Raw genomic sequence first — 20,382 nt, 5'->3', positions numbered from 1 at the left:
TTTAGGTCGTCAAGGGGCGCAAATCGGATATGGTCACTCTGCAATGCATTTTGTATAGAGACGACCTGAATACTTCAGCGGAGATCAAAGCTATGACCGAGTGGCAAAAATCGAACTGGCGCAACAAGCCCCGGGTTCAGATGCCAGACTATACCGACGCGGCCGCGCTGGCCAAGGTCGAGGCCCAGCTTGCACAGTATCCCCCGCTGGTTTTTGCGGGCGAGGCGCGACGTCTAAAACAGCAACTGGGTGCCGCTGGCCGCGGCGAGGCATTCCTGCTGCAGGGCGGGGATTGTGCTGAAAGCTTTGAACAATTCAGCGCGGATGCGATCCGTGACACCTTCAAAGTAATGCTGCAGATGGCCATGGTTCTGACCTATGGCGCCAAGGTGCCAGTGGTCAAAGTGGGCCGCATGGCGGGTCAATTCGCCAAACCGCGCAGCGCGCCGACCGAGGTGATTGATGGCGTGGAGCTGCCCAGCTACCGTGGTGACATCATCAACGAGTTGGCCTTTACGCCCGAAGCCCGTATTCCGAATCCATCCAAAATGCTGCAAGCCTACACTCAGGCGGCGGCCACGTTGAACCTGTTACGGGCATTTTCGACCGGTGGTTTCGCCGATATGAGCCGCGTCCATTCCTGGACGCTGGGCTTTACCGACGATCAGGACGTTCAGAAATACTCGGAAATCGCAGACCGCATTCAGGATTCCATCGACTTCATGGATGCTGCCGGGATCAATGCCGATACCACGCATGAATTCTCGACTGTCGAGTTCTACACCAGCCACGAAGGGCTGCTGCTGGAATACGAAGAGGCGCTGACCCGTCTGGATTCGACATCCGGCAACTGGCTGGCCGGCTCGGGTCACATGATCTGGATTGGCGACCGTACCCGTCAGCCCGACGGTGCGCATGTGGAATTCTGCAGGGGCGTACAGAACCCGATCGGTCTGAAATGCGGTCCGACCACGACCGCCGAAGACCTCAAGGTTTTGATGGCCAAACTGAACCCCGAAAATGAAGAGGGCCGCCTGACCCTGATCGCACGCTTCGGTGCCGGTAAAGCGGGTGAGCATCTGCCGCGTCTGGTCAAAGCGGTCAAGGAAGAGGGCGCCCAGGTCACTTGGGTCTGCGACCCGATGCATGGCAACACGATCAAGTCGGCCACGGGATACAAGACCCGTCCGTTCGATTCGGTCCTTCGCGAGGTGCGCGACTTCTTTGGCGTCCATCAGGCGGAAGGCACGATCCCCGGTGGCGTGCATTTCGAGATGACTGGTCTGGACGTCACCGAATGTACCGGAGGTATTCGCGCCGTTACGGAAGAGGATCTCTCGGATCGTTACCATACTGCTTGCGATCCACGCCTGAATGCGTCGCAGTCGCTTGAACTGGCATTCCTTGTCGCGGAAGAGCTTACGTCATTGCGGCGCAATCGGACCAAACGCGAAGCCGGTTAACGGGGCGCGGATATTCCAAACGAATGAAAGCAAGGCGTCAAATGACTTTTGTTGTTTGACGCATTATTTGCAGAACCTTGAACCAATATCCGATCCTCGCACGCTGTTGCGTATGGACAGAGCGCCCCAACGCAAGGTCGGGCGCTACTGGAAAACCGGTCAGATCCTCCAACTTCCTTTTTCCGAAGGCGCCAACTCGGACCAGACGCCAACTCCGTTAGTCGTCACGCGAAACGACCAATCGTAAATGCGAACCGGGACGGCTGAATTCTGCGGTGTCTTCCGCAAAACCTGCCGGTTCCGGCGCTGGACGCTTGCTGGGGGCCTGAACTTCGGACACAGGGCGGAGCTTGCGATCGCGCACGCCAAACCGACGTGGTGTGGGGCCTGTTGGGCCGTCGCTGACCATAACGCCTAACACCCGGCTGATGTCGCCGAGATCGCTTCTCAGCGGCAAGAGTATCATCCGCGCCTCCAGCCGAAGACGACCCAGCGCTCCGGTCGACATCAGACCCAGCTCGGCAATCGCAGGGCCGCCAAACACCTGTTCCAGTGTATCGGTGACCTGTTCACGCGCTTCTGCTTCGAAGAACGCAGTCAGAGGCATTCCACGCACCTCCATACCCGCAAGTTTGTTCAGATGACTGCCCGCCAGTCGGAAACGTGCCAAGCCGGGCGCGATGCGTTCAAGGATAAAGGTATATTCCAGTATGCTCTCAAGCCCACGCGGGTCGATTTGCGCGCGCATAGGAACACTGTCGCCGGTCAGCAGCGCTGTCCAATATGCCTCGGCCTGCCGGATGGGCGACAGGCTGCGCCCACTGTCGAATCGATCCATAGCGACGATCCTTCCAAAACTTGACCCGGATCCGTTCCCGAAAAAGGTTTGCATTTCATCACCCTAGCATCAATCGACCACGATTTTCATAAAATGCCAGATACCGGGGGCATCACTGACTGACCAGTCCTGACGGTGATCAAATTGACACGGGTTGAGTCAATTTTGGACTAATTCTTTAATGAATGGTTAACTTGTCGGCTTTGCCGTCAAACTCAGCAAACTCTTGCTCTGAAGCGGCCAATGCCATTAGGTGCGCCAGGCAGGCAAACGCAGGCGTAAACAGAAGGAACCGGCATGATCAGATCCATGACCGCATTTGCATCGGGTAAAGGCGCGTTGGGCCCGCATAGCTGGACGTGGGAACTGCGCAGCGTCAACGGCAAGGGTCTTGATCTGCGATTGCGGATGCCGGACTGGCTAAGCGGACTTGAAGCCGCCTTACGGGCAGAGCTGTCAAAATCGTTGAGCCGGGGAAACGTAACCCTTTCTCTGCGACTGTCTAAAGACGAAACCGCACCTGATCTAATGCTGAACGAAACCGCAATGTCTGCGGTGCTGGATGCTTTAATGCGAACTCAGCAATTGGCGTCGGCACGTGGTGTGACACTTGCCCCATCTTCAGCGGCCGAGTTGTTATCGCTCAAAGGTATGTTGGATGCAGGCAGTGATATTGACGACCCCGCGCCTCTTGTCGCGCACCTGGTGGTCGAGTTTAAGGACGTCCTGAGCGATTTCATCCAAATGCGGGAAAGCGAAGGTCAGGCATTGTTTCGGGTCTTGGGTGGACAGCTGGACCAAGTTGCCAGTTTGACCGACCAGGCCGCAGATCTTGCCGAACAGCGCAAAGACAAAATGGCAGAGGCCCTGCGCGAAAACCTTTCGCGGGTTCTGGACAACGCGCAGGGGGTCGAACCTGACCGGGTTGCGCAAGAACTGGCGTTACTCGCTGTCAAAGCCGACATCACCGAAGAGATCGACCGCCTGAAGGCCCATGTAAGTGCAGCTCGGGACCTATTGGCGCAGGATGTCGCGGTCGGGCGCAAGCTGGATTTCCTGATGCAAGAGTTCAACCGTGAGGCCAATACATTGTGTTCTAAAGCGCAAAGCGCTGATCTGACGTCGGTGGGGCTTGAGTTGAAGGCCGTAATAGATCAGATGCGCGAGCAAGTGCAGAACGTGGAATAACGACAGGAGCCCCAAATGGCGGATCGACGCGGCCTTCTCATCATTCTGTCCTCGCCTTCAGGGGCAGGGAAATCGACGCTGGCCAAAAGGTTGATGCAATGGGATTCGGACCTGAAATTCTCGGTATCGGCCACCACTCGCGCACCACGACCCGGCGAGGAACACGGCCGCGAGTATTATTTCCTTTCGGAGGATGCGTTCAAACAGCAGGTTGCCGACGGACAAATGCTGGAACACGCGCATGTCTTTGGCAATTTCTATGGATCACCCGCCGGTCCGGTGCGTGAGTCGATCGAATCCGGCAAGGATGTTCTGTTCGACGTAGACTGGCAGGGCGAAGTACAGATCCGAAACTCGGATTTGGGCAAGCACGCGCTTTCAATATTCATTCTTCCGCCCTCGATCCCGGAACTGCGCCGCCGACTTGAGACGCGCGGGCAGGACAGCGACGACGTGATTTCAAAACGGATGTTGAAAAGCTGGGACGAGATCAGCCACTGGGGCTATTACGACTACGTATTGGTAAATGATGATTTAGACTCAACTGAGGAAAAGCTGAAAACCATCGTCAGCGCCGAGCGGATGCGCCGCATCCAGCAACCCAGCCTTCAGAACCACGTTCGCAACCTGCAAAATGAATTTGAGGAACAATCATGACCATCTACGCCTTGGGGGATCACGCACCGCAGCTTCATCAGGATACGTGGGTCGCACCTGACGCAAATCTGATCGGGAAAGTGGTGTTGGAAGAGGGGGCCTCGGTTTGGTTTTGCAGCACACTGCGTGCCGATCACGAGGAAATCCGTGTAGGCGAGGGCAGTAACGTTCAGGAAAACTGCGTCATGCATGTCGACCCGGGTTTTCCGCTGACCATTGGCAAGAACTGTACGATTGGTCACAAGGTCATGCTGCACGGCTGTTCGATTGGCGAAAACTCCTTGATCGGAATGGGAGCCATTGTTTTGAACGGGGCCAAAATCGGCAAGAACTGCCTGATCGGAGCCGGAGCCCTGATCACTGAAGGTAAGGAAATCCCCGACAACTCGTTAGTCATGGGATCGCCGGGTAAGGTCATTCGTCAGTTGGATGACGCGGCCGCGCAGAAACTGACGCTCAGTGCGTTGCACTACCAAAGCAATATGCGCAAATTCCGGGACACCATGAAACCGGTCTGAGTGCCTGCAAGAGTTGACGTCCATGTCCGAAAACCTTCTTGCCGAATTCGTGTCGGCCATTCCCATGCCTGCTTTGCTGGTTGATCAGACCAAGCGGATCATTGCTGCGAACACGGACGCCACTACGATGTTGGGCAAAAACATCGAGACGCGCCACTTCGCGACGATCTTGAGGCAACCGCAGGTCATCGACGCGATGGAACAGAGCTTGCGTTCGAAAGGCACCACCAGAACCCGACATCTGGCAAATGACGGGGCGCAGGATACAACCTTCGAAGTTGAATGCCGGTATATGAACGGGGTGGGGGCCGTCTCGGGCGGGGCGGTTCTGGCGACGTTTCAGGACGTGACACATCTGGAACAGGCCAGCCAGATGCGACGAGACTTTGTCGCCAATGTCAGCCACGAGCTGCGCACGCCGCTAACGGCTTTGATGGGGTTCATCGAAACGCTACGCGGACCCGCACGCGATGATGTCGCCGCCCGGGACAGGTTTCTGCAGATCATGACCGACGAGGCCAGCCGTATGAACCGTCTGGTCGACGACTTACTTTCACTGAACCGCGTGGAAAGTGAAGAACGGGTGCGCCCGAAAGAGCAGTTGGAACTGATCGGGCTGTTGCAATCCATTATCAATTCCTTGCGCCCCCTAGCAGAGGACGCGGGCGTCGAGCTGGTTCTCAGCGAAACGCACGGGCCTGTGTCGATAGTTGGTGACAGCGATCAATTACGGCAGGTTTTTACCAACCTGATTGAAAACGGAATAAAGTATGGCGGCAGTGGTGGGCGTGTAGACGTTCATGCAACGGCCTCGGACCGGGATACGGCGATGCGGGGACCCGCGGTGCGGGTTCAGGTGATAGACAAAGGGCCGGGCATTGATCCCGTTCACCTGCCGCGCCTGACAGAACGATTCTATCGCGCGGACAGTCACAGGTCGCGGCAACTTGGTGGAACAGGGCTGGGGCTGGCGATTGTGAAACACATCGTGAATCGCCACCGCGGGCGGCTTAGGGTCGAAAGCGACTTGGGTAAAGGCTCTGTTTTTACAGTCATTCTGCCCCGATGACATCAAGGTCATGATACCCCTGAAAGTCTGACCAGGTTGTCTGCTTTCTTTACATTTACGCTGGGTCACGTTGAAACAAATTCAGTTGTCATAAAACCGTTACAAACTTGTCACAAAAGGCTTACGCGCGGCTTCTAGGGGTTCGCCCAAGATCATCATGGGGGTGATCATTTGTTATCTTTCTCAAGGAGACTGAGATGTCCTTTGTAAAACTGTCGGCTTCTGCTCTGGCGATTGCTGCCGTTTCGGCCACTACTGCTGCTGCACGTGATCAAGTTCAGGTTGCCGGTTCCTCGACCGTTCTGCCTTACGCCTCGATCGTTGCCGAAGCCTTCGGTGAAAACTTTGATTTCCCGACACCGGTTGTTGAATCGGGCGGTTCCTCGGCTGGCCTCAAGCGCTTCTGCGAAGGTGTTGGCGAAAACACCATCGACGTGGCCAACGCATCACGCGCCATCCGCGAAAAAGAGATCAAAGCCTGCGCCGAAAACGGCGTAACCGACATCATCGAAGTTCAGATCGGTTATGACGGCATCGTTTTCGCATCCGACATCAACGGCAACTCTTTCGAGTTCACGCCGGAAGACTGGTACAAAGCGCTGGCAGCCAAAATCGTCGTAGATGGTGAAGTTGTCGACAACCCCAACAAGACCTGGGCCGACGTGAACCCGGACTTCCCGGCGCAGCCGATCGCAACCTTCATCCCGGGCACCAAGCACGGCACCCGTGAAGTGTTCGAAGACAAGGTCATCCTGGCAGGTTGTGAGCACCTGGGCGATTTCGAAGTGTTCAAGGCAGCAGCCGGCGACGACAAGAAAGCAGCCGAAAAACAGTGCATCGCGATCCGCACCGACGGCGTGTCGGTCGACATTGACGGCGACTACACTGAAACTCTGGCACGTATCGACAGCAACAAAGACGGCATCGGCGTCTTTGGTCTGGCGTTCTACGAGAACAATACCGACAAGCTTCAGGTTGCGACCATGTCCGGCATCGTGCCTTCGACCGAGTCGATCGCAACCGGCGAATACCCTGTGTCGCGTCCGCTGTTCTTCTACGTCAAGAAAGCCCATATCGGCGTGATCCCTGGCCTGAAAGAGTATGCTGAGTTCTTCGTCGCAGACGAGATCGCTGGCCCCGACGGCCCGCTGGCCGAATACGGTCTGGTTTCGGATCCCGAGCTGGTAAAAGTTCAGGAAGCTGTTGCGAACGAAACAGTTCTGGGCGGCGGCTCCTAAGCCTTTAACACTGTAGAACCGGGGCGTTTCGCGCGCCCCGGTTCTTTTTGACTCCACCACTGCCATCCCCACGGAGTTCCCATGGCATTATCCTGGCTGTTGATCATCCTGCTTGCACTGGCAGTGATCGGATTTTTCACGGGCCGGTCCCGTGCTTTGGCAAGTGCCGGAGGGGATGCGCGTGATCTGCACTCACTGCCGTCCTACTATGGCTATAATGTCGCGCTGACGGCGCTGGTCCCTGCCATCGGGGTACTGATTGTCTGGTTGCTGGCGCAACCTGTTTTCGTGAACAGCACAGTGACGGGCATGATCCCCGACAGCGCGATCCCCGAAGGGTCCGACCGGGGCCTGATCATGAGCGAAGTCCGCAGGGTGGCGGATGGTCTTGAGGGCGCGGTGGCCGCCGGTGCCTTGACGCAGGCGCAGGCTCAAGACGCAAATGCAGACATCGCGCAGCTGACCCAGACGCTGAAAGACGCAGGGCAGGTGCTGACGCAGGATATCACGCAACCCATTCTGGTTGCTGCACAAACCTATCGCAGCATGACCGGAACCGGTTCGGTGGCAATGCAGGTGATCGTGCTCGCGGTCGCACTGTTGGGCGCGGCCTTTGCCTATATCCGTACCCACAAGGAATTCCGCGCGCGTAACGTGGTAGAACAGGGTGTTCTGGCGCTGCTGCTGTTGGCTGCATCCATCGCGATCCTGACGACCGTGGGCATCGTTCTGTCGATGCTGTTCGAGACGATGAACTTCTTCCAGCTGCATTCGTGGAAGGATTTCTTCTTCGGCAGTACCTGGGCCCCGAACTTCCGAGGGGGCTCGGAACTATCAATCCTACCGCTGTTGTGGGGCACGCTTTATATCTCATTGATTGCGCTTCTGGTGGCTGTGCCAATCGGCCTGTTCGCAGCGATCTACCTGTCCGAATATGCATCGGGAGCAACCCGCTCGATTGCCAAACCGCTACTGGAGATCCTCGCCGGTATTCCAACCATCGTTTACGGTCTGTTTGCCCTGCTGACGGTTGGCCCCGCGTTAGTGTCAATGTTCGGCGAAGGCGGTGCATTCGGAGTGGGCTGGATGGCCAGTTCCAACGCGGTTCTGACGGCGGGTCTGGTGATGGGCATCATGCTGATCCCGTTCGTGTCATCGCTGTCCGATGACATTATCAACGCTGTACCCCAGTCGATGCGCGACGGTTCGTTAGGCCTTGGCGCGACGCATTCTGAAACCGTCCGTCAGGTGGTTCTGCCGGCCGCACTGCCGGGGATCGTGGGTGCGATCCTGCTGGCCGCCAGCCGCGCTATCGGTGAGACGATGATCGTTGTGATGGCCGCCGGTGCAATCGCCAAATTCTCGGGCAACCCGTTCGAGGCGATGACCACGATCACAACCCGGATCGTCAGCCAGCTGACCGGCGATACCGACTTTGCCAGCCCCGAAACGTTGGTGGCGTTCGCGCTGGGTCTGACCTTGTTCATCATCACGCTTGGGCTGAACATCTTCGCCCTCTACATCGTGCGCAAATACCGGGAGCAGTACGAATGACCGATATTTCCCAAACCCCCGGCTCAGCACCTGCGGCACCTTCCAAACATGGATCGCTGTTCGAAAAGGATGCCCGTACCAAAAAACGCAATGCGGCTGAATCCCGGTTTAAGATGTATGGGATTGCTGCCATCGGTATCGGCCTGCTGATGCTGATCGTGCTGGTTACAAACATTGTGACCGCGGGCACCGGAGCGTTCCAGCAGTCTTTCCTTGAGCTGAATGTCGAGCTGAAAGAAGACAAGCTGGACAAGAAGGGCAACCGCAATATCGAGGATATCAAGAAGGTCTCGACCTTTGGTTACGCGCCGCTGATCGCGGCTGCTGTGGAAGCTGAGGTGCAAAACCTGGGCATCCAGACCGACCTGACCCCCAAAGAAATGGGCGGCATCTTGTCCAAAGCAGCGCAGGCCGAGCTGCGGAACTATGTGATCGCAAACCCTGATGAGATCGGCAAAACCGTCAGCTTCCGCTTTCTGGTCAACAGCCGCGTCGATGGCTACATGAAGGGCCGTGTGACCCGCGAGTCCATCGCCAATGACAAGAGTATCACGGTGGCCCAGCTGGATTTCGTCGATCAACTGCGGGACGCGGGTGTTTTGTACAAAGCGTTCAATCCAGATTTCATCTTCGGCTCTGATGCCTCTGACCAACGGCCCGAGGCCGCGGGGATCGGTGTGTCGATGCTGGGATCGCTGTTCATGATGTTCGTTGTGTTGGCGCTGGCTTTGCCGATTGGGGTGGCCGCCTCGATCTATCTTGAGGAGTTTGCGCCGCAGAACCGGCTGACAGATATCATCGAGGTCAACATCTCGAACCTGGCCGCTGTGCCTTCGATCGTGTTCGGTATTCTGGGTCTGGCTGTCTTCATCAACTACATGCACCTGCCGACCTCGGCGCCGCTGGTTGGCGGTTTGGTGCTGACGCTGATGACGTTGCCAACGATCATCATCTCGACCCGTGCGTCGCTCAAGGCGGTTCCGCCGTCTATCCGGGATGCAGCGCTTGGGGTAGGGGCCTCGAAAATGCAGGCGGTGTTCCACCATGTTCTGCCACTGGCCGCGCCCGGTATCCTGACCGGGACCATTATCGGTCTGGCGCAGGCGCTTGGCGAAACCGCGCCGCTGCTTCTGATCGGGATGGTGGGCTTTATCGCCTCGAACCCGCCCGACGGGCTGGTGGCGGGCTTCCTGTCTCCGAACTCGGCCATGCCGGCGCAGATCTACGAATGGTCCAAACGCGCCGACCCGGCCTTTTACGAACGCGCATGGGGGGGCATCATCATCCTGTTGATCTTCCTTGTGACAATGAACACCATCGCGGTCATTCTGCGCCGCCGCTTTGAACGCCGCTGGTAAGGGGCTTATTATGAACGACATGACACGAGTGGAGAGAGCCGTGGACTCCAAAGCCATTAAAATCGCCGCGAACAAGGTTCAGGTCTATTACGGCGACACCCACGCCATCAAGGACGTGGATGTTCAGATCGAAGACAAGACCGTGACCGCCTTTATCGGTCCGTCGGGTTGCGGCAAGTCCACCTTCCTGCGCTGTCTGAACCGGATGAACGACACGATCGACATCTGCCGGGTCGAAGGCGATATCCTGCTGGATGGCGAGGATATCTATGACAAGCGCGTCGACCCGGTGCAGCTGCGCGCCAAGGTGGGCATGGTGTTCCAGAAGCCGAACCCGTTCCCCAAGTCGATCTATGACAACGTGGCCTATGGCCCCCGCATCCACGGCCTTGCCAAGAACAAGGCGGAACTGGATGAGATCGTTGAGAAATCCCTGCGTCGTGGTGCGATCTGGGATGAGGTCAAGGATCGTCTAGACGCCCCCGGAACCGGCCTGTCAGGCGGTCAGCAGCAGCGCCTATGTATTGCCCGCGCCGTCGCGACCGAGCCTGAGGTTCTGCTGATGGACGAGCCGTGCTCGGCCCTGGACCCGATTGCAACCGCGCAAGTCGAAGAACTGATCGACGAACTGCGTTCGCGCTATTCGGTGGTGATCGTGACCCACTCGATGCAGCAGGCCGCGCGGGTCAGCCAGAAAACCGCATTCTTCCACCTCGGCAACCTCGTCGAGTTCGGCGAGACGGGGCAAATCTTCACCAACCCCGAAGATCCCCGCACCGAAAGCTATATCACCGGCCGGATCGGCTGAGGACAGGTATCAGACCATGAGCGAACAACATATTGCATCCGCATTCGACCGCGACCTCGAGGCGATTCAGGCTCATATCATGAAGATGGGCGGGCTGGTCGAGGCCGCCATCATGAGCGCCGCGAGATCACTGGAGACCAGAGACGAAGAATTGGCCCAAGAAGTCCGGCAGGGCGACAAGGCTATCGACGCGTTGGAAGAGTTGATTGACGAGGAAACCGCGCGTCTGATCGCGCTGCGAGCGCCGACTGCGAGCGACTTGCGTTTGGTCCTTTCTGTCTTGAAAGTGTCCGGTAACCTTGAGCGCATCGGTGATTATTCCAAGAATATCGCCAAACGGACGACGGTTCTGGTCAATGCGGGCGAGATCAACGGCAGCGCCGCCGCCCTGCGCCGCATGGCGCGCGAAGTCGAGCGGATGCTTCGCGACGCTTTGGACGCTTATATCCAGCGCGACGCGGAACTGGCGACCGACGTCATTAACCGCGACGAAGAAGTGGACCAGATGTATAACGGGTTATTCCGGGAATTTCTGACATTCATGGCGGAAGACCCGCGCAACATCTCGTCCTGTATGCACCTGCATTTCATCGCAAAGAACATCGAACGCATGGGTGACCATGTCACCGCGATCGCGGAGCAGGTTGTCTATCTGGTGACCGGCGAACGCCCGACCGAGGCCCGCCCAAAGGCGGACACGACGTCCCAAATCCCGCAGGAGATCTGATCCATGTCTGCAGATCAGCCTACAGTTCTGGTCGTTGAGGATGAGCCGGCACAGCGTGAAGTGCTGGCCTATAACCTCGAGGCAGAAGGGTTCCGCGTCTCCAAGGCCGCCAGCGGTGACGAAGCCATGCTGCTGGTGGATGAAGACAGCCCGGATATCATCGTGTTGGACTGGATGATGCCCAACCTGAGCGGGATCGAAGTCTGCCGCCGCCTCAAATCGCGCCCTGACACGCGTTCAATTCCGATCATCATGTTGTCGGCCCGCACGGAAGAGGTCGACAAGGTTCGTGGCCTGGAAACCGGTGCGGATGACTATGTGGTCAAGCCGTACTCGGTGGTCGAACTGATGGCCCGTGTGCGCACGCAATTACGCCGTGTGCGCCCGGCGACTGTTGGCATTCGGCTAGAGTTTGACGATATCATCCTGGACTCGGAAACGCATAAAGTCAGTCGCAACAGCAAGCCGCTGAAACTTGGCCCAACCGAGTTCCGGCTACTGAGCACGTTCATGGAAAAACCCGGCCGTGTCTGGAGCCGCGAACAACTGCTCGACCGGGTGTGGGGACGCGACATCTATGTCGATACACGCACCGTGGACGTGCATATCGGTCGCCTGCGAAAGGCTTTGACTCAGCATGGCGGTGCAGACCCGGTCAGAACTGTTCGCGGCGCAGGTTACGCGTTGGGGTAGGGCGCATGTTACCTTATGAGTTTTTCTCATAAGGTATTGCCAAACTCTTTCTGTCTTTTACCTGTCGGTAAAGCTAGGTTGCGTCAAACCTGACAGAGCGGAGATGGACCATGAATGCCCCCGATACCAAACCGACCCTGCGCGCCAAGGATGCTCCGGACATGGGCCGGTTTGCTTGGGACGATCCGTTCCGGCTGACAGATCAGCTTACAGAAGATGAACGCATGATCGAGGCCAGCGCGCGGGCCTACGCGCAGGAAAAGCTGCAACCACGCGTCACCGAGGCGTTTCAGAATGAAGAAACAGACCCTGAAATCTTCCGCGAAATGGGCCAGATGGGCCTGCTGGGAACGACGATCCCCGAGGAATACGGCGGGCTAGGGGGCGGGTACGTCTCATACGGCCTTGTTGCGCGCGAGGTCGAGCGTGTCGACTCGGGTTATCGTTCCATGATGTCTGTCCAAAGCTCGCTGGTTATGTACCCGATCTATGCCTATGGCAGCGAAGAGCAGCGCCGCAAATACCTTCCGAAACTGGCCAGCGGCGAATGGATCGGCTGTTTTGGCCTGACCGAACCTGATGCGGGTTCGGATCCGGCCGGTATGAAGACCCGCGCCGAGAAAATTGATGGTGGCTACCGTTTGACCGGCAGCAAAATGTGGATATCGAACGCGCCCATTGCGGATGTTTTCGTAGTCTGGGCCAAGTCCGACGCCCATGATGGGAAAATCCGTGGATTTGTCCTGGACAAGGGGCTGAAGGGTCTGAGCGCGCCGAAGATACAGAACAAACTAAGTCTACGCGCCTCGATCACCGGAGAAATCGTTCTGGACGGCGTTGAGGTGGATGAGACAGCACTGTTGCCGCATGTTCAGGGCCTAAAAGGTCCGTTTGGTTGCCTGAATCGCGCACGCTATGGCATCAGCTGGGGTGTGATGGGGGCTGCTGAATGCTGCTGGCACGCTGCGCGTCAATATGGGTTGGATCGCAAGCAATTCGACAAACCTTTGGCCCAGACACAATTGTTCCAGCGCAAACTGGCCGACATGCAAACTGAAATTGCGCTTGGGCTTCAAGGCAGTCTGCGGGTCGGGCGTCTTATGGACCAAGCCGAAGCTGCGCCTGAAATGATCTCGCTCGTCAAGCGCAACAACTGCGGTAAAGCTTTGGACATCGCACGGTTGGCGCGGGACATGCATGGCGGCAACGGAATATCGCTCGAATTCCAAGTGATCCGGCATATGGTGAACCTCGAAACCGTAAACACTTATGAAGGCACCCATGACGTCCACGCGTTGATCCTTGGGCGCGCACAAACGGGCCTACAAGCCTTCTACTAATTGTCGCGTAATTGGTATTATGGTAATTTAGAGCATGGAATGAAATGCAACTTTCCATTCTTTACCAATACCATAGGATCACGAATTGAACCCGTGGCTCTGGAGTGATTTATGAAATTGAATGACAAAACCGTCGTTATAACAGGTGCAGCCGGAGGTATCGGCGAAGGTCTCGCCCGTCGATTTGCTGCCGAAGGTGCGACAGTTGTTTGCTCGGATCTCGATCACGCCGGTGCTGCGGACATTGCAAATGAGATTGGTGGCCACGCATTTCACTGCGACGTATCCAGTGAAGCCAGCGTCAGAGACTTAATCAATACCGTCGAAGAAGACATTGGACCCATTGATCTTTTCTGCGCGAATGCCGGTATTTTGACGTTAGGAGGTCTGGATGTCCCCGACGAGGACTGGGACAGGATCTGGAAGATCAATGTCATGTCTCATGTTTGGACCGCGCGCCATCTGGTGCCGCGCATGGTGTTGCGTGGCGGCGGCTACATCCTTACGACTGCGTCTGCAGCCGGATTGTTGAATCAGCCCGGCGCAGCACCATACGGCGTCACCAAACACGCCGCCGTTGGTTTCGCCGAATGGCTGTCTTTGACATATGGTCACAAAGGAATCCGCGTGTCTGTCTTATGTCCTCAGGCCGTCCGATCCGATATGACCAAAGGTCATGAGACCTCGGTAGCCTCAATCGATGGCATGCTTGAGCCGGAGGACGTTGCTGATGCGTGCGTCAAAGGCATAGAGGCCGAGCAATTTCTGATCCTTCCGCATCCTCAGGTGTTGGACTACATCCGACACAAAGCCGGGGACTATGAGCGCTGGCTTGGCGGAATGCGGAAGTTAAACCAAGTATTTATCGAGAATAACTAAACTGTCCTCTTGGCTTTGCGCATCAAACCTTCTTGCGCAACCGAAGCGACCAGTGTGCCATCTAGAGAATAGATTGATCCGCGGTTGAAGTTGCGCCCTCGCCCGGTCCAAGGCGAATCCATCGCATAGAGATGCCAGTTCTCAAAATGAACAGGTGCATGGAACCAAAGCGCGTGGTCCAGACTGGCACCATTCACTTCGCCGGTGAACCAGCTTAACCCATGGGGGCGCATCCCCGAGCTCATCAGATACATATCCGACGCATAAGTCAGAAGGAGTTGTTGAGTGATTTGATCTGCTTGTGCTGCGGCATTCATCCGAAACCATACCTGATTTCGATCGTCGGACTTTTCCGGCGCAAAAGGATTTAAATGGCTTGCCTCACGAACTTCGATCGGACGCTCTCGCAATAACTCACCCTGCAGTTTTTCAGGAACAAGATCGACATACTTGTTCCTCAGATCAGTGCGCGCTGGATAACTTTCAGGCGCCTCCATCGTGGGCATTGGGTGGTGATGATCCCAACCTTCATCAACAATATGGAACGAAGCAGACATGTTCAGAATCTGTTTGCCATGCTGTATGGCAACCACGCGGCGGGTTGTGAACGAACCTCCATCTCGGGCGCGATCCACTTGATAAATCACGGGAATGCTTGGATCGCCCGGTCTTATGAAATAGGCATGAAGCGAATGGCATAGCCGATCATCGACGGTCCTGTACGCTGCGGCAAGGGCCTGCGATACGACCTGCCCGCCAAAGATCCGTTTAGGCGTTTCACCGCCGGAACCGGTGCCGCGATACAAGTCAACCTCCAGCCTTTCGACATTCAACAGGTCCAGCAGAACGCGTTCGGCTTCGGTCATGACAGCTCTCCGTTAGGGTCGTGTGAGACAGGTATCAGCGCTGTTCCGATCAATCAATCATTGCCCCTAGGACAAGCGCCTTGAGCTCAGCGCGTGACGGATAAGAGCTGGATGGCGAAAGCTGAGTAAAGAACACGGCAGTGAGGTCATTGCGCCGATCCAACCAGAAGAATGTCGAGGCCATACCACCCCAACTGAAATCTCCGACCGAGCCCGGAGTGCGTGTGCGGCCAGGGTTCATAACTACTGCTCCGCCCAGACCGAACCCGGTTCCCTCCATCGGCTGTTCGGCGAAACTCTGTGGACCCATCGATGCAATGTCACCCGGTAAGTGATTGACCATCATGAAGTCTACAGTTTTTGGCCCCAGCAGACGCTGCCCGTTCAGGCTGCCTCGGTTTCTGAGCATGTCCGCAAATTTTGCGTAATCGTCAATCGTTCCGACCAGACCTCCTCCGCCCGAGAAGGTGGTGGTTCGTTCAAACGGCGATGCGCCCGGTTCGTCCACCAGTCGCAGAGTATCCGTGCTTTCTTTGGCGGCGTTCAGCGCCATGGCGTCGCCGGAAAGAGGTGTGTAGAGCGACGCAAACCTGTCCCCTGCCCCTTTGGGAACCTTGAATCCCGTCTCGGTCATTCCCAACGGGTCGAATATTTGAGCCTGGAAGAACTTGTCCAGCGGTTGGCCAGATACGATTTCGACGACGCGGCCCAAAACGTCTATCCCGACTGAATATTCCCAACGGGAGCCCGGGTGAAACGCGAGCGGCAGCGTCGCCAATTCACGTACCCGGTCCTTAATGAGGCCTTGGTCGGCTGAAAAGATGAGATCCATCTCGTTCATCGCTGCGGGAAGGACACCAGGGTTGAACGGATAGCTTAGACCGCTGGTATGGGTCAAAAGATGGTGCAGTGTCGGGGGTTGCGTATCCTCGGTTTGATCCAGACGTTCGGCACCGGGGATCAGCGCCTGAACATTCCGAAATTCGGTAATAAAGTCTGATACTTGCGCATCTAAGTGGATCAACCCTTGTTCAACCAACATCATAACAGCGACCGATGTAACGGGTTTTGTCATCGAATAAATGCGAGCGATCGTATCTCTTTCGAATGGCAGGTTATGTTCTTTGCTGCGGTGTCCGGCAGCACGGAACAGAACCTCGTCTTGCCCTTGGCGCAAGAGAAACGAGCTACCGGCATATTTCCGGTCATCAACGTAGCGCTGCATCCAGATCCGGATACGATCCAATCGATCAGCGTCAAAGCTAGGCGCACAAATCATAGGGGGCTAGGTCTCCTGAAATACACGTGCCTTACACTGCGCAAGGACGCCCAAAATGAACAGAGAAATTCAAGCAAACCCATTTAGACTGGGCTGAATACTGCGGCGAGATGGTAAGCTCGTCACACAACAGATTCGTTTTTGTGGTGAGTGCTTTTTCAACGATTACCGGTCGGGAGTGAGAAAAGTGACACAAACCATAGAATTCGTTTACGACTTTTGCAGTCCAAATGCCTATCTGGCACACAAGGTTCTTCCTGAACTGGCGAACCGCCACGATGTTTCAGTGACCAACGTCCCGGTTTTGCTAAGCACAATATTCAAGGCCACCAACAATCAGGGCCCGTTTCAAGCTTATTCCGAAAACAGACAAAAAACAGCATATCTGACGCATGACCTGCATCGTTTTGCCAGGCGCCGCGGCCTGAGCTTTCACATGAGTCCACATTTTCCAATCAATACAAAATTCGCCATGCGCGGCGCGATCTATGCCTCTGGAAAATCGTGGGAAGACAGATACATAAAATCTGTTTTTGATGCAATTTGGGTGCATGGGCAAAAAGTTGATGAGATCAATGTACTAACCGAAATCCTGCAAGAGAACGACTTGCCTGTCCGCAAACTACGCGAAGCCATCAGCAGTCCGGATGTGAAACAGCAGCTGAAGGATCAAACCAAAGCTGCTGTCAGGCGCGGAGTGTTCGGGGTGCCGACCCTCTTCAGCGGGCCCGAGATGTTTTTCGGCAAGAACAGTTTGGGGAACCTCGAACTGGAACTTGCATAGGGCCAGCATTTGAAAATCGTTAGGATGCCTTCATCGCCATCAATCCATATTGCGCGAACATCGGAACATAAGATCCTAATTTCATAGCACGTTTTGGATCAGAGGCATTACCGTCTAGAGCACGTTTGTAAACGCCCTGCAAAATACCGGCCATGCGGAAGAAGTTGAAAGCAAGATAAAACCCAAAATTGTCGATGGCCGGAAGCCCTCGGCGCTCACAGTACTCTGCGATAAACTGATGGTCCGAAGGGATACCAAGGCTTTCTCGATCTAATCCTGCCAATCCGCGGCCTTCTTTTCCGGGCGGCATTTGCCACTGCATGATGACAGCGGCCAGGTCTGCGTAAGGATGTCCGATTGTCGATAGCTCCCAATCAAGAACACCTATACAACGCGTTCCGTCACGCTCGAACAACATGTTGTCGATCCTGTAGTCGCCATGAACCAATGTCCGTTGCCCGTCATCCGCAGGCAACGACGTTTCAAGAGAGGCAATCAGCCTGTCCATCTCATCGATCCGGTCGGTTTCCGAGGCTCGGTACTGCTTGGTCCACCGCGCTATCTGCCGTTCAAAGTAGTTTCCAGGAGGCCCGTAGTCAGACAGGCCGACCGCGTCGATATCGACCATGTGCAGTTCGGCCAGCACACGGTTCATTTCGGCGAAAACCCCTGTTCGGGTTTCATTGCTTTCGCCGTCCATGGTGGGCTCGAGAAAACCCCGCCCCTGAAGACGTTCCATCACGTAGAATTCTGAACCAATAACGCCGTCGTCTTCGCACAGCAGGTACATCTCGGGAACCGGGACGTTGGTGTTTGCCAACGCGCGTTGAACACGAAACTCGCGATCGACAGCATGCGCGGATTTCAGCAACGTACCGGGCGGTTTATGGCGCAGCACATAAGTCTTCGCAGGCGTGCGCAATTCGAAGGTGGGATTGGATTGCCCGACATCGAACTTGGTGGCTTGCAGAGGGCCTTGATACCCTTCCAAATGTGCGCTGAGATACCGGTCAACGGCATCAAGGTCCAATGTCGAACTATTCGCCATTTCAGCTCCCTCCAATGCGATCTTAAAGCGCTTCGGCGAAAATGTTTCCGGCGGTCACAACATTGATCCCACCAGAGACAGGAATGACCGCGCCCGTTACATAACTCCCGCCCCGGCCGCACAGGAACAGCATGCATCCTGCGATATCGTCTTCGCTGCCGACGCGGCCCAGTGGAACCGATTTACCCACCCTGTCCCGTGTATCTGTGTCGGCCGTTGCAAAGGCGGTCATCCGCGACACAAAAGGACCAGGAGCCAGCGCGTTGACGGTCACGTGATACGGAGACAGTTCCTTTGCCATGATCTTGGTCAGATGCAATACAGCCGCTTTCGAAGCCGAATAGCTGTATGCGCCATCGCCCATTGGTACCTCACCCATCACCGAGCCCACATTGACCACGCGGGCCGGGTCCTCGGGGGTTCCGGACTTCATCAAAATTGGCAACAGTTTTTGGGTCAGATCAAAGATACCCGCAACGTTGACCGACATGACTTTGTCCCATGCCTCATAGGGAAATTGTCCCATCGGCGCACCCCAAGATACACCGGCATTATTCATAAGGATATCAAGTCGGTCCGTCCGCTTTTGAACCTCGGACGCCAACGCTTCGATGCCCTCCTTTGTCCCAACGTCTCCACCGAACCCTTCGGCGGTTCCCGGCGCGTCCAGAGCGTTTAGTTCCGCGGCGACGGCTTCACACGCGTCAGCCTTGCGCGACGCAATCAGAACCCGCGCACCGGCCCGAACCAATGCCTCTGCAGCCATGCGTCCAATTCCGGTGGCGCCCCCGGTCACAAATGCTGTCTTTCCATGCAAGGAAAATAGGGCTTCGGGCGTCATAGTGTGCTCCTCGATCATTTATTTGGCGCAATCGCATGCTGTTGATCGACCGAGGGTTGCACCTCGTCGGTTTCTTGACAACACCCGCTGCTGCGCCAAACTTCCTCCTGAATCAATAACAAGGACAATAGGGCCAACATGCAAGCTTTACTCAGCGTCGCCCCGGGTGGACCGGAAACTTTGGAACTCACCACCCTGCCCGATCCGGAACCGGGAAAAGGCGAGTTGCTGATTGGTGTTAAGGCCGCTGGGGTCAATTACCCCGACACTCTGATGATCCGAGACCTGTACCAGATCAAGCCCCCCAGACCCTTTGCACCCGGTGGTGAGATTGCGGGCGAAGTTCTGGCCATTGGTGAGGATGTCGCGGGTTACGAGGTCGGGGACCGTGTTCTTGCTTTGACCGGCCATGGGGGATTCGCAACTCATATGACGATCAAGGCGTCGACAGCGGTTAAGTTTCCGCGATCGATGCCGTTCGAGGATGCGGCTTGTTTCATATTTACCTACGGCACCTCTTACCATGCATTGAAAGACCGGGCGCACCTGCGGGCAGACGAAACTGTTTTGGTCTTGGGCGCAGCGGGCGGCGTTGGGACAGCTGCGATTGAATTGTCAAAGGCACAGGGTGCGCGGGTGATTGCGGCTGTATCTTCGCAAGAAAAAGCCGAATTCTGCCGTAAGATTGGTGCAGATGAGGTGATCGTCTACGACCATCAGATGGACCGCGATGCGCAGAAAGCCTTTTCGGGTGAAATCAAGGCAATGGCCGGACCTTTGGGTGTGGACGTGGTCTATGACGCGGTCGGAGGCGACTATGCCGAACCTGCACTGCGCAGTATGGCGTGGAATGGTCGATACCTTGTAGTCGGGTTTCCCGCCGGAATTCCCAAGATACCCCTCAACCTACCGCTTCTCAAAGGGTGCCAAATTGTCGGTGTTTTCTGGGGAGCATCCGTGTTCCGGGATCCAGCGGGTCACACGCAAAACATCAACGATTTGTTCAGGTTGTATGGCGAAGGCAAGATCAAACCGCAAATCAGCGCCACTTTCCCACTAGAACAAGCGCAAGACGCGCTGGTGAAGCTGGCAGATCGGTCCGTGCTGGGTAAAGTCGTCGTGTCGATGCCCTGAAACTTCCACATCAGAGGCGGTCTACGTTGTTTAGAAACACACCTGCTCGCGCGATAAGTGCGCGGGCAGTAGACTCGGGCACCCCTTCGTGTTTAAGAAA

Annotated in this window: 20 protein-coding genes; 15 read left to right on the top strand and 5 right to left on the bottom strand. The window is 56.2% G+C overall.

Annotation, left to right across the window (positions count from 1 at the left end; translation table 11 throughout):
* Positions 1-92: 92 nt before the first annotated feature.
* The gene (locus AC2FF7_RS06770) at positions 93-1,463 is read left to right on the top strand and encodes a class II 3-deoxy-7-phosphoheptulonate synthase (protein ID WP_353389721.1); all 1,371 of its coding nucleotides are present in this window, start codon (positions 93-95) and stop codon (positions 1,461-1,463) included.
* A gap of 217 nt (positions 1,464-1,680) precedes the next feature.
* Here the strand turns inward: AC2FF7_RS06770 and AC2FF7_RS06765 are convergent, their stop codons facing one another.
* Positions 1,681-2,301 carry a PAS domain-containing protein gene (locus tag AC2FF7_RS06765; RefSeq protein ID WP_496905405.1) on the bottom strand — a complete coding sequence of 207 codons (621 nt, stop codon included), beginning with the start codon at positions 2,299-2,301 and terminating at the stop codon, positions 1,681-1,683.
* A gap of 309 nt (positions 2,302-2,610) precedes the next feature.
* Here AC2FF7_RS06765 and AC2FF7_RS06760 point away from each other — a divergent pair, with 309 nt between their 5' ends.
* From AC2FF7_RS06760 to AC2FF7_RS06705, 12 genes are all read left to right on the top strand, one after another.
* Complete coding sequence (locus AC2FF7_RS06760) at positions 2,611-3,489, top strand: YicC/YloC family endoribonuclease (protein WP_480865519.1); 879 nt, start codon at positions 2,611-2,613, stop codon at positions 3,487-3,489.
* Positions 3,490-3,504: 15 nt separating this feature from the next.
* Positions 3,505-4,146 (top strand): guanylate kinase, encoded by a 642-nt coding sequence (gene gmk / locus AC2FF7_RS06755; RefSeq protein WP_170354167.1) that lies wholly within the window; start codon positions 3,505-3,507, stop codon positions 4,144-4,146.
* Entirely contained in the window at positions 4,143-4,664 is a 522-nt protein-coding gene (locus AC2FF7_RS06750; protein WP_209197112.1) for a gamma carbonic anhydrase family protein, read from the top strand. Before gmk ends, AC2FF7_RS06750 begins: the two co-directional genes overlap by 4 nt.
* A 22-nt stretch (positions 4,665-4,686) precedes the next feature.
* Positions 4,687-5,733, top strand: a complete 1,047-nt coding sequence (locus AC2FF7_RS06745; protein WP_496905404.1) for a PAS domain-containing sensor histidine kinase — start codon at positions 4,687-4,689, stop codon at positions 5,731-5,733.
* Between the two features lie 197 nt (positions 5,734-5,930).
* On the top strand, positions 5,931-6,971 hold the full coding sequence (locus AC2FF7_RS06740) for a substrate-binding domain-containing protein (RefSeq protein WP_170354170.1): 1,041 nt from the start codon (positions 5,931-5,933) through the stop codon (positions 6,969-6,971).
* An 81-nt stretch (positions 6,972-7,052) separates the two neighbouring features.
* A complete protein-coding gene (pstC, locus tag AC2FF7_RS06735; protein WP_170751198.1) occupies positions 7,053-8,525 on the top strand; it encodes a phosphate ABC transporter permease subunit PstC in 1,473 nt (490 codons plus the stop codon).
* Positions 8,522-9,883, top strand: a complete 1,362-nt coding sequence (gene pstA, locus AC2FF7_RS06730; protein WP_480865525.1) for a phosphate ABC transporter permease PstA — start codon at positions 8,522-8,524, stop codon at positions 9,881-9,883. Before pstC ends, pstA begins: the two co-directional genes overlap by 4 nt.
* Before the next feature lie 10 nt (positions 9,884-9,893).
* The gene (gene pstB, locus AC2FF7_RS06725) at positions 9,894-10,691 is read left to right on the top strand and encodes a phosphate ABC transporter ATP-binding protein PstB (protein ID WP_170354173.1); all 798 of its coding nucleotides are present in this window, start codon (positions 9,894-9,896) and stop codon (positions 10,689-10,691) included.
* Positions 10,692-10,707: 16 nt separating this feature from the next.
* On the top strand, positions 10,708-11,418 hold the full coding sequence (gene phoU / locus AC2FF7_RS06720) for a phosphate signaling complex protein PhoU (RefSeq protein WP_170354174.1): 711 nt from the start codon (positions 10,708-10,710) through the stop codon (positions 11,416-11,418).
* A gap of 3 nt (positions 11,419-11,421) precedes the next feature.
* Positions 11,422-12,111 (top strand): phosphate regulon transcriptional regulator PhoB, encoded by a 690-nt coding sequence (gene phoB, locus AC2FF7_RS06715; protein ID WP_170354175.1) that lies wholly within the window; start codon positions 11,422-11,424, stop codon positions 12,109-12,111.
* Between the two features lie 110 nt (positions 12,112-12,221).
* Positions 12,222-13,451, top strand: coding sequence for an acyl-CoA dehydrogenase (locus tag AC2FF7_RS06710; protein ID WP_480865527.1), 1,230 nt, complete (start codon positions 12,222-12,224; stop codon positions 13,449-13,451).
* Between the two features lie 111 nt (positions 13,452-13,562).
* The gene (locus AC2FF7_RS06705; RefSeq protein ID WP_496905403.1) at positions 13,563-14,330 is read left to right on the top strand and encodes an SDR family oxidoreductase; all 768 of its coding nucleotides are present in this window, start codon (positions 13,563-13,565) and stop codon (positions 14,328-14,330) included.
* Here AC2FF7_RS06705 and AC2FF7_RS06700 read toward each other — a convergent pair.
* Together AC2FF7_RS06700 and AC2FF7_RS06695 are read right to left on the bottom strand one after the other, a co-directional pair.
* Positions 14,327-15,196, bottom strand: a complete 870-nt coding sequence (locus AC2FF7_RS06700) for an acyl-CoA thioesterase (RefSeq protein WP_480865529.1) — start codon at positions 15,194-15,196, stop codon at positions 14,327-14,329. The genes AC2FF7_RS06705 and AC2FF7_RS06700 overlap by 4 nt on opposite strands.
* Before the next feature lie 49 nt (positions 15,197-15,245).
* On the bottom strand, positions 15,246-16,475 hold the full coding sequence (locus AC2FF7_RS06695) for a serine hydrolase domain-containing protein (protein ID WP_496905402.1): 1,230 nt from the start codon (positions 16,473-16,475) through the stop codon (positions 15,246-15,248).
* 178 nt (positions 16,476-16,653) lie between these two features.
* Here AC2FF7_RS06695 and AC2FF7_RS06690 point away from each other — a divergent pair, with 178 nt between their 5' ends.
* Positions 16,654-17,259, top strand: coding sequence for a 2-hydroxychromene-2-carboxylate isomerase (locus AC2FF7_RS06690; protein ID WP_480865532.1), 606 nt, complete (start codon positions 16,654-16,656; stop codon positions 17,257-17,259).
* A 19-nt stretch (positions 17,260-17,278) separates the two neighbouring features.
* Here the strand turns inward: AC2FF7_RS06690 and AC2FF7_RS06685 are convergent, their stop codons facing one another.
* Entirely contained in the window at positions 17,279-18,307 is a 1,029-nt protein-coding gene (locus AC2FF7_RS06685) for a phosphotransferase (RefSeq protein ID WP_480865534.1), read from the bottom strand.
* Between the two features lie 22 nt (positions 18,308-18,329).
* Positions 18,330-19,148, bottom strand: a complete 819-nt coding sequence (locus AC2FF7_RS06680) for an SDR family oxidoreductase (RefSeq protein ID WP_480865535.1) — start codon at positions 19,146-19,148, stop codon at positions 18,330-18,332.
* 138 nt (positions 19,149-19,286) lie between these two features.
* Between AC2FF7_RS06680 and AC2FF7_RS06675 the strand changes: the two genes are divergently transcribed.
* The gene (locus AC2FF7_RS06675; protein WP_480865537.1) at positions 19,287-20,282 is read left to right on the top strand and encodes an NADPH:quinone oxidoreductase family protein; all 996 of its coding nucleotides are present in this window, start codon (positions 19,287-19,289) and stop codon (positions 20,280-20,282) included.
* The last annotated feature ends 100 nt before the right edge of the window (positions 20,283-20,382 follow it).

The sequence above is a fragment of the Ruegeria sp. YTSC325 genome, assembly GCF_059609525.1.
This window is presented reverse-complemented; position numbering and strand designations above follow the sequence as displayed.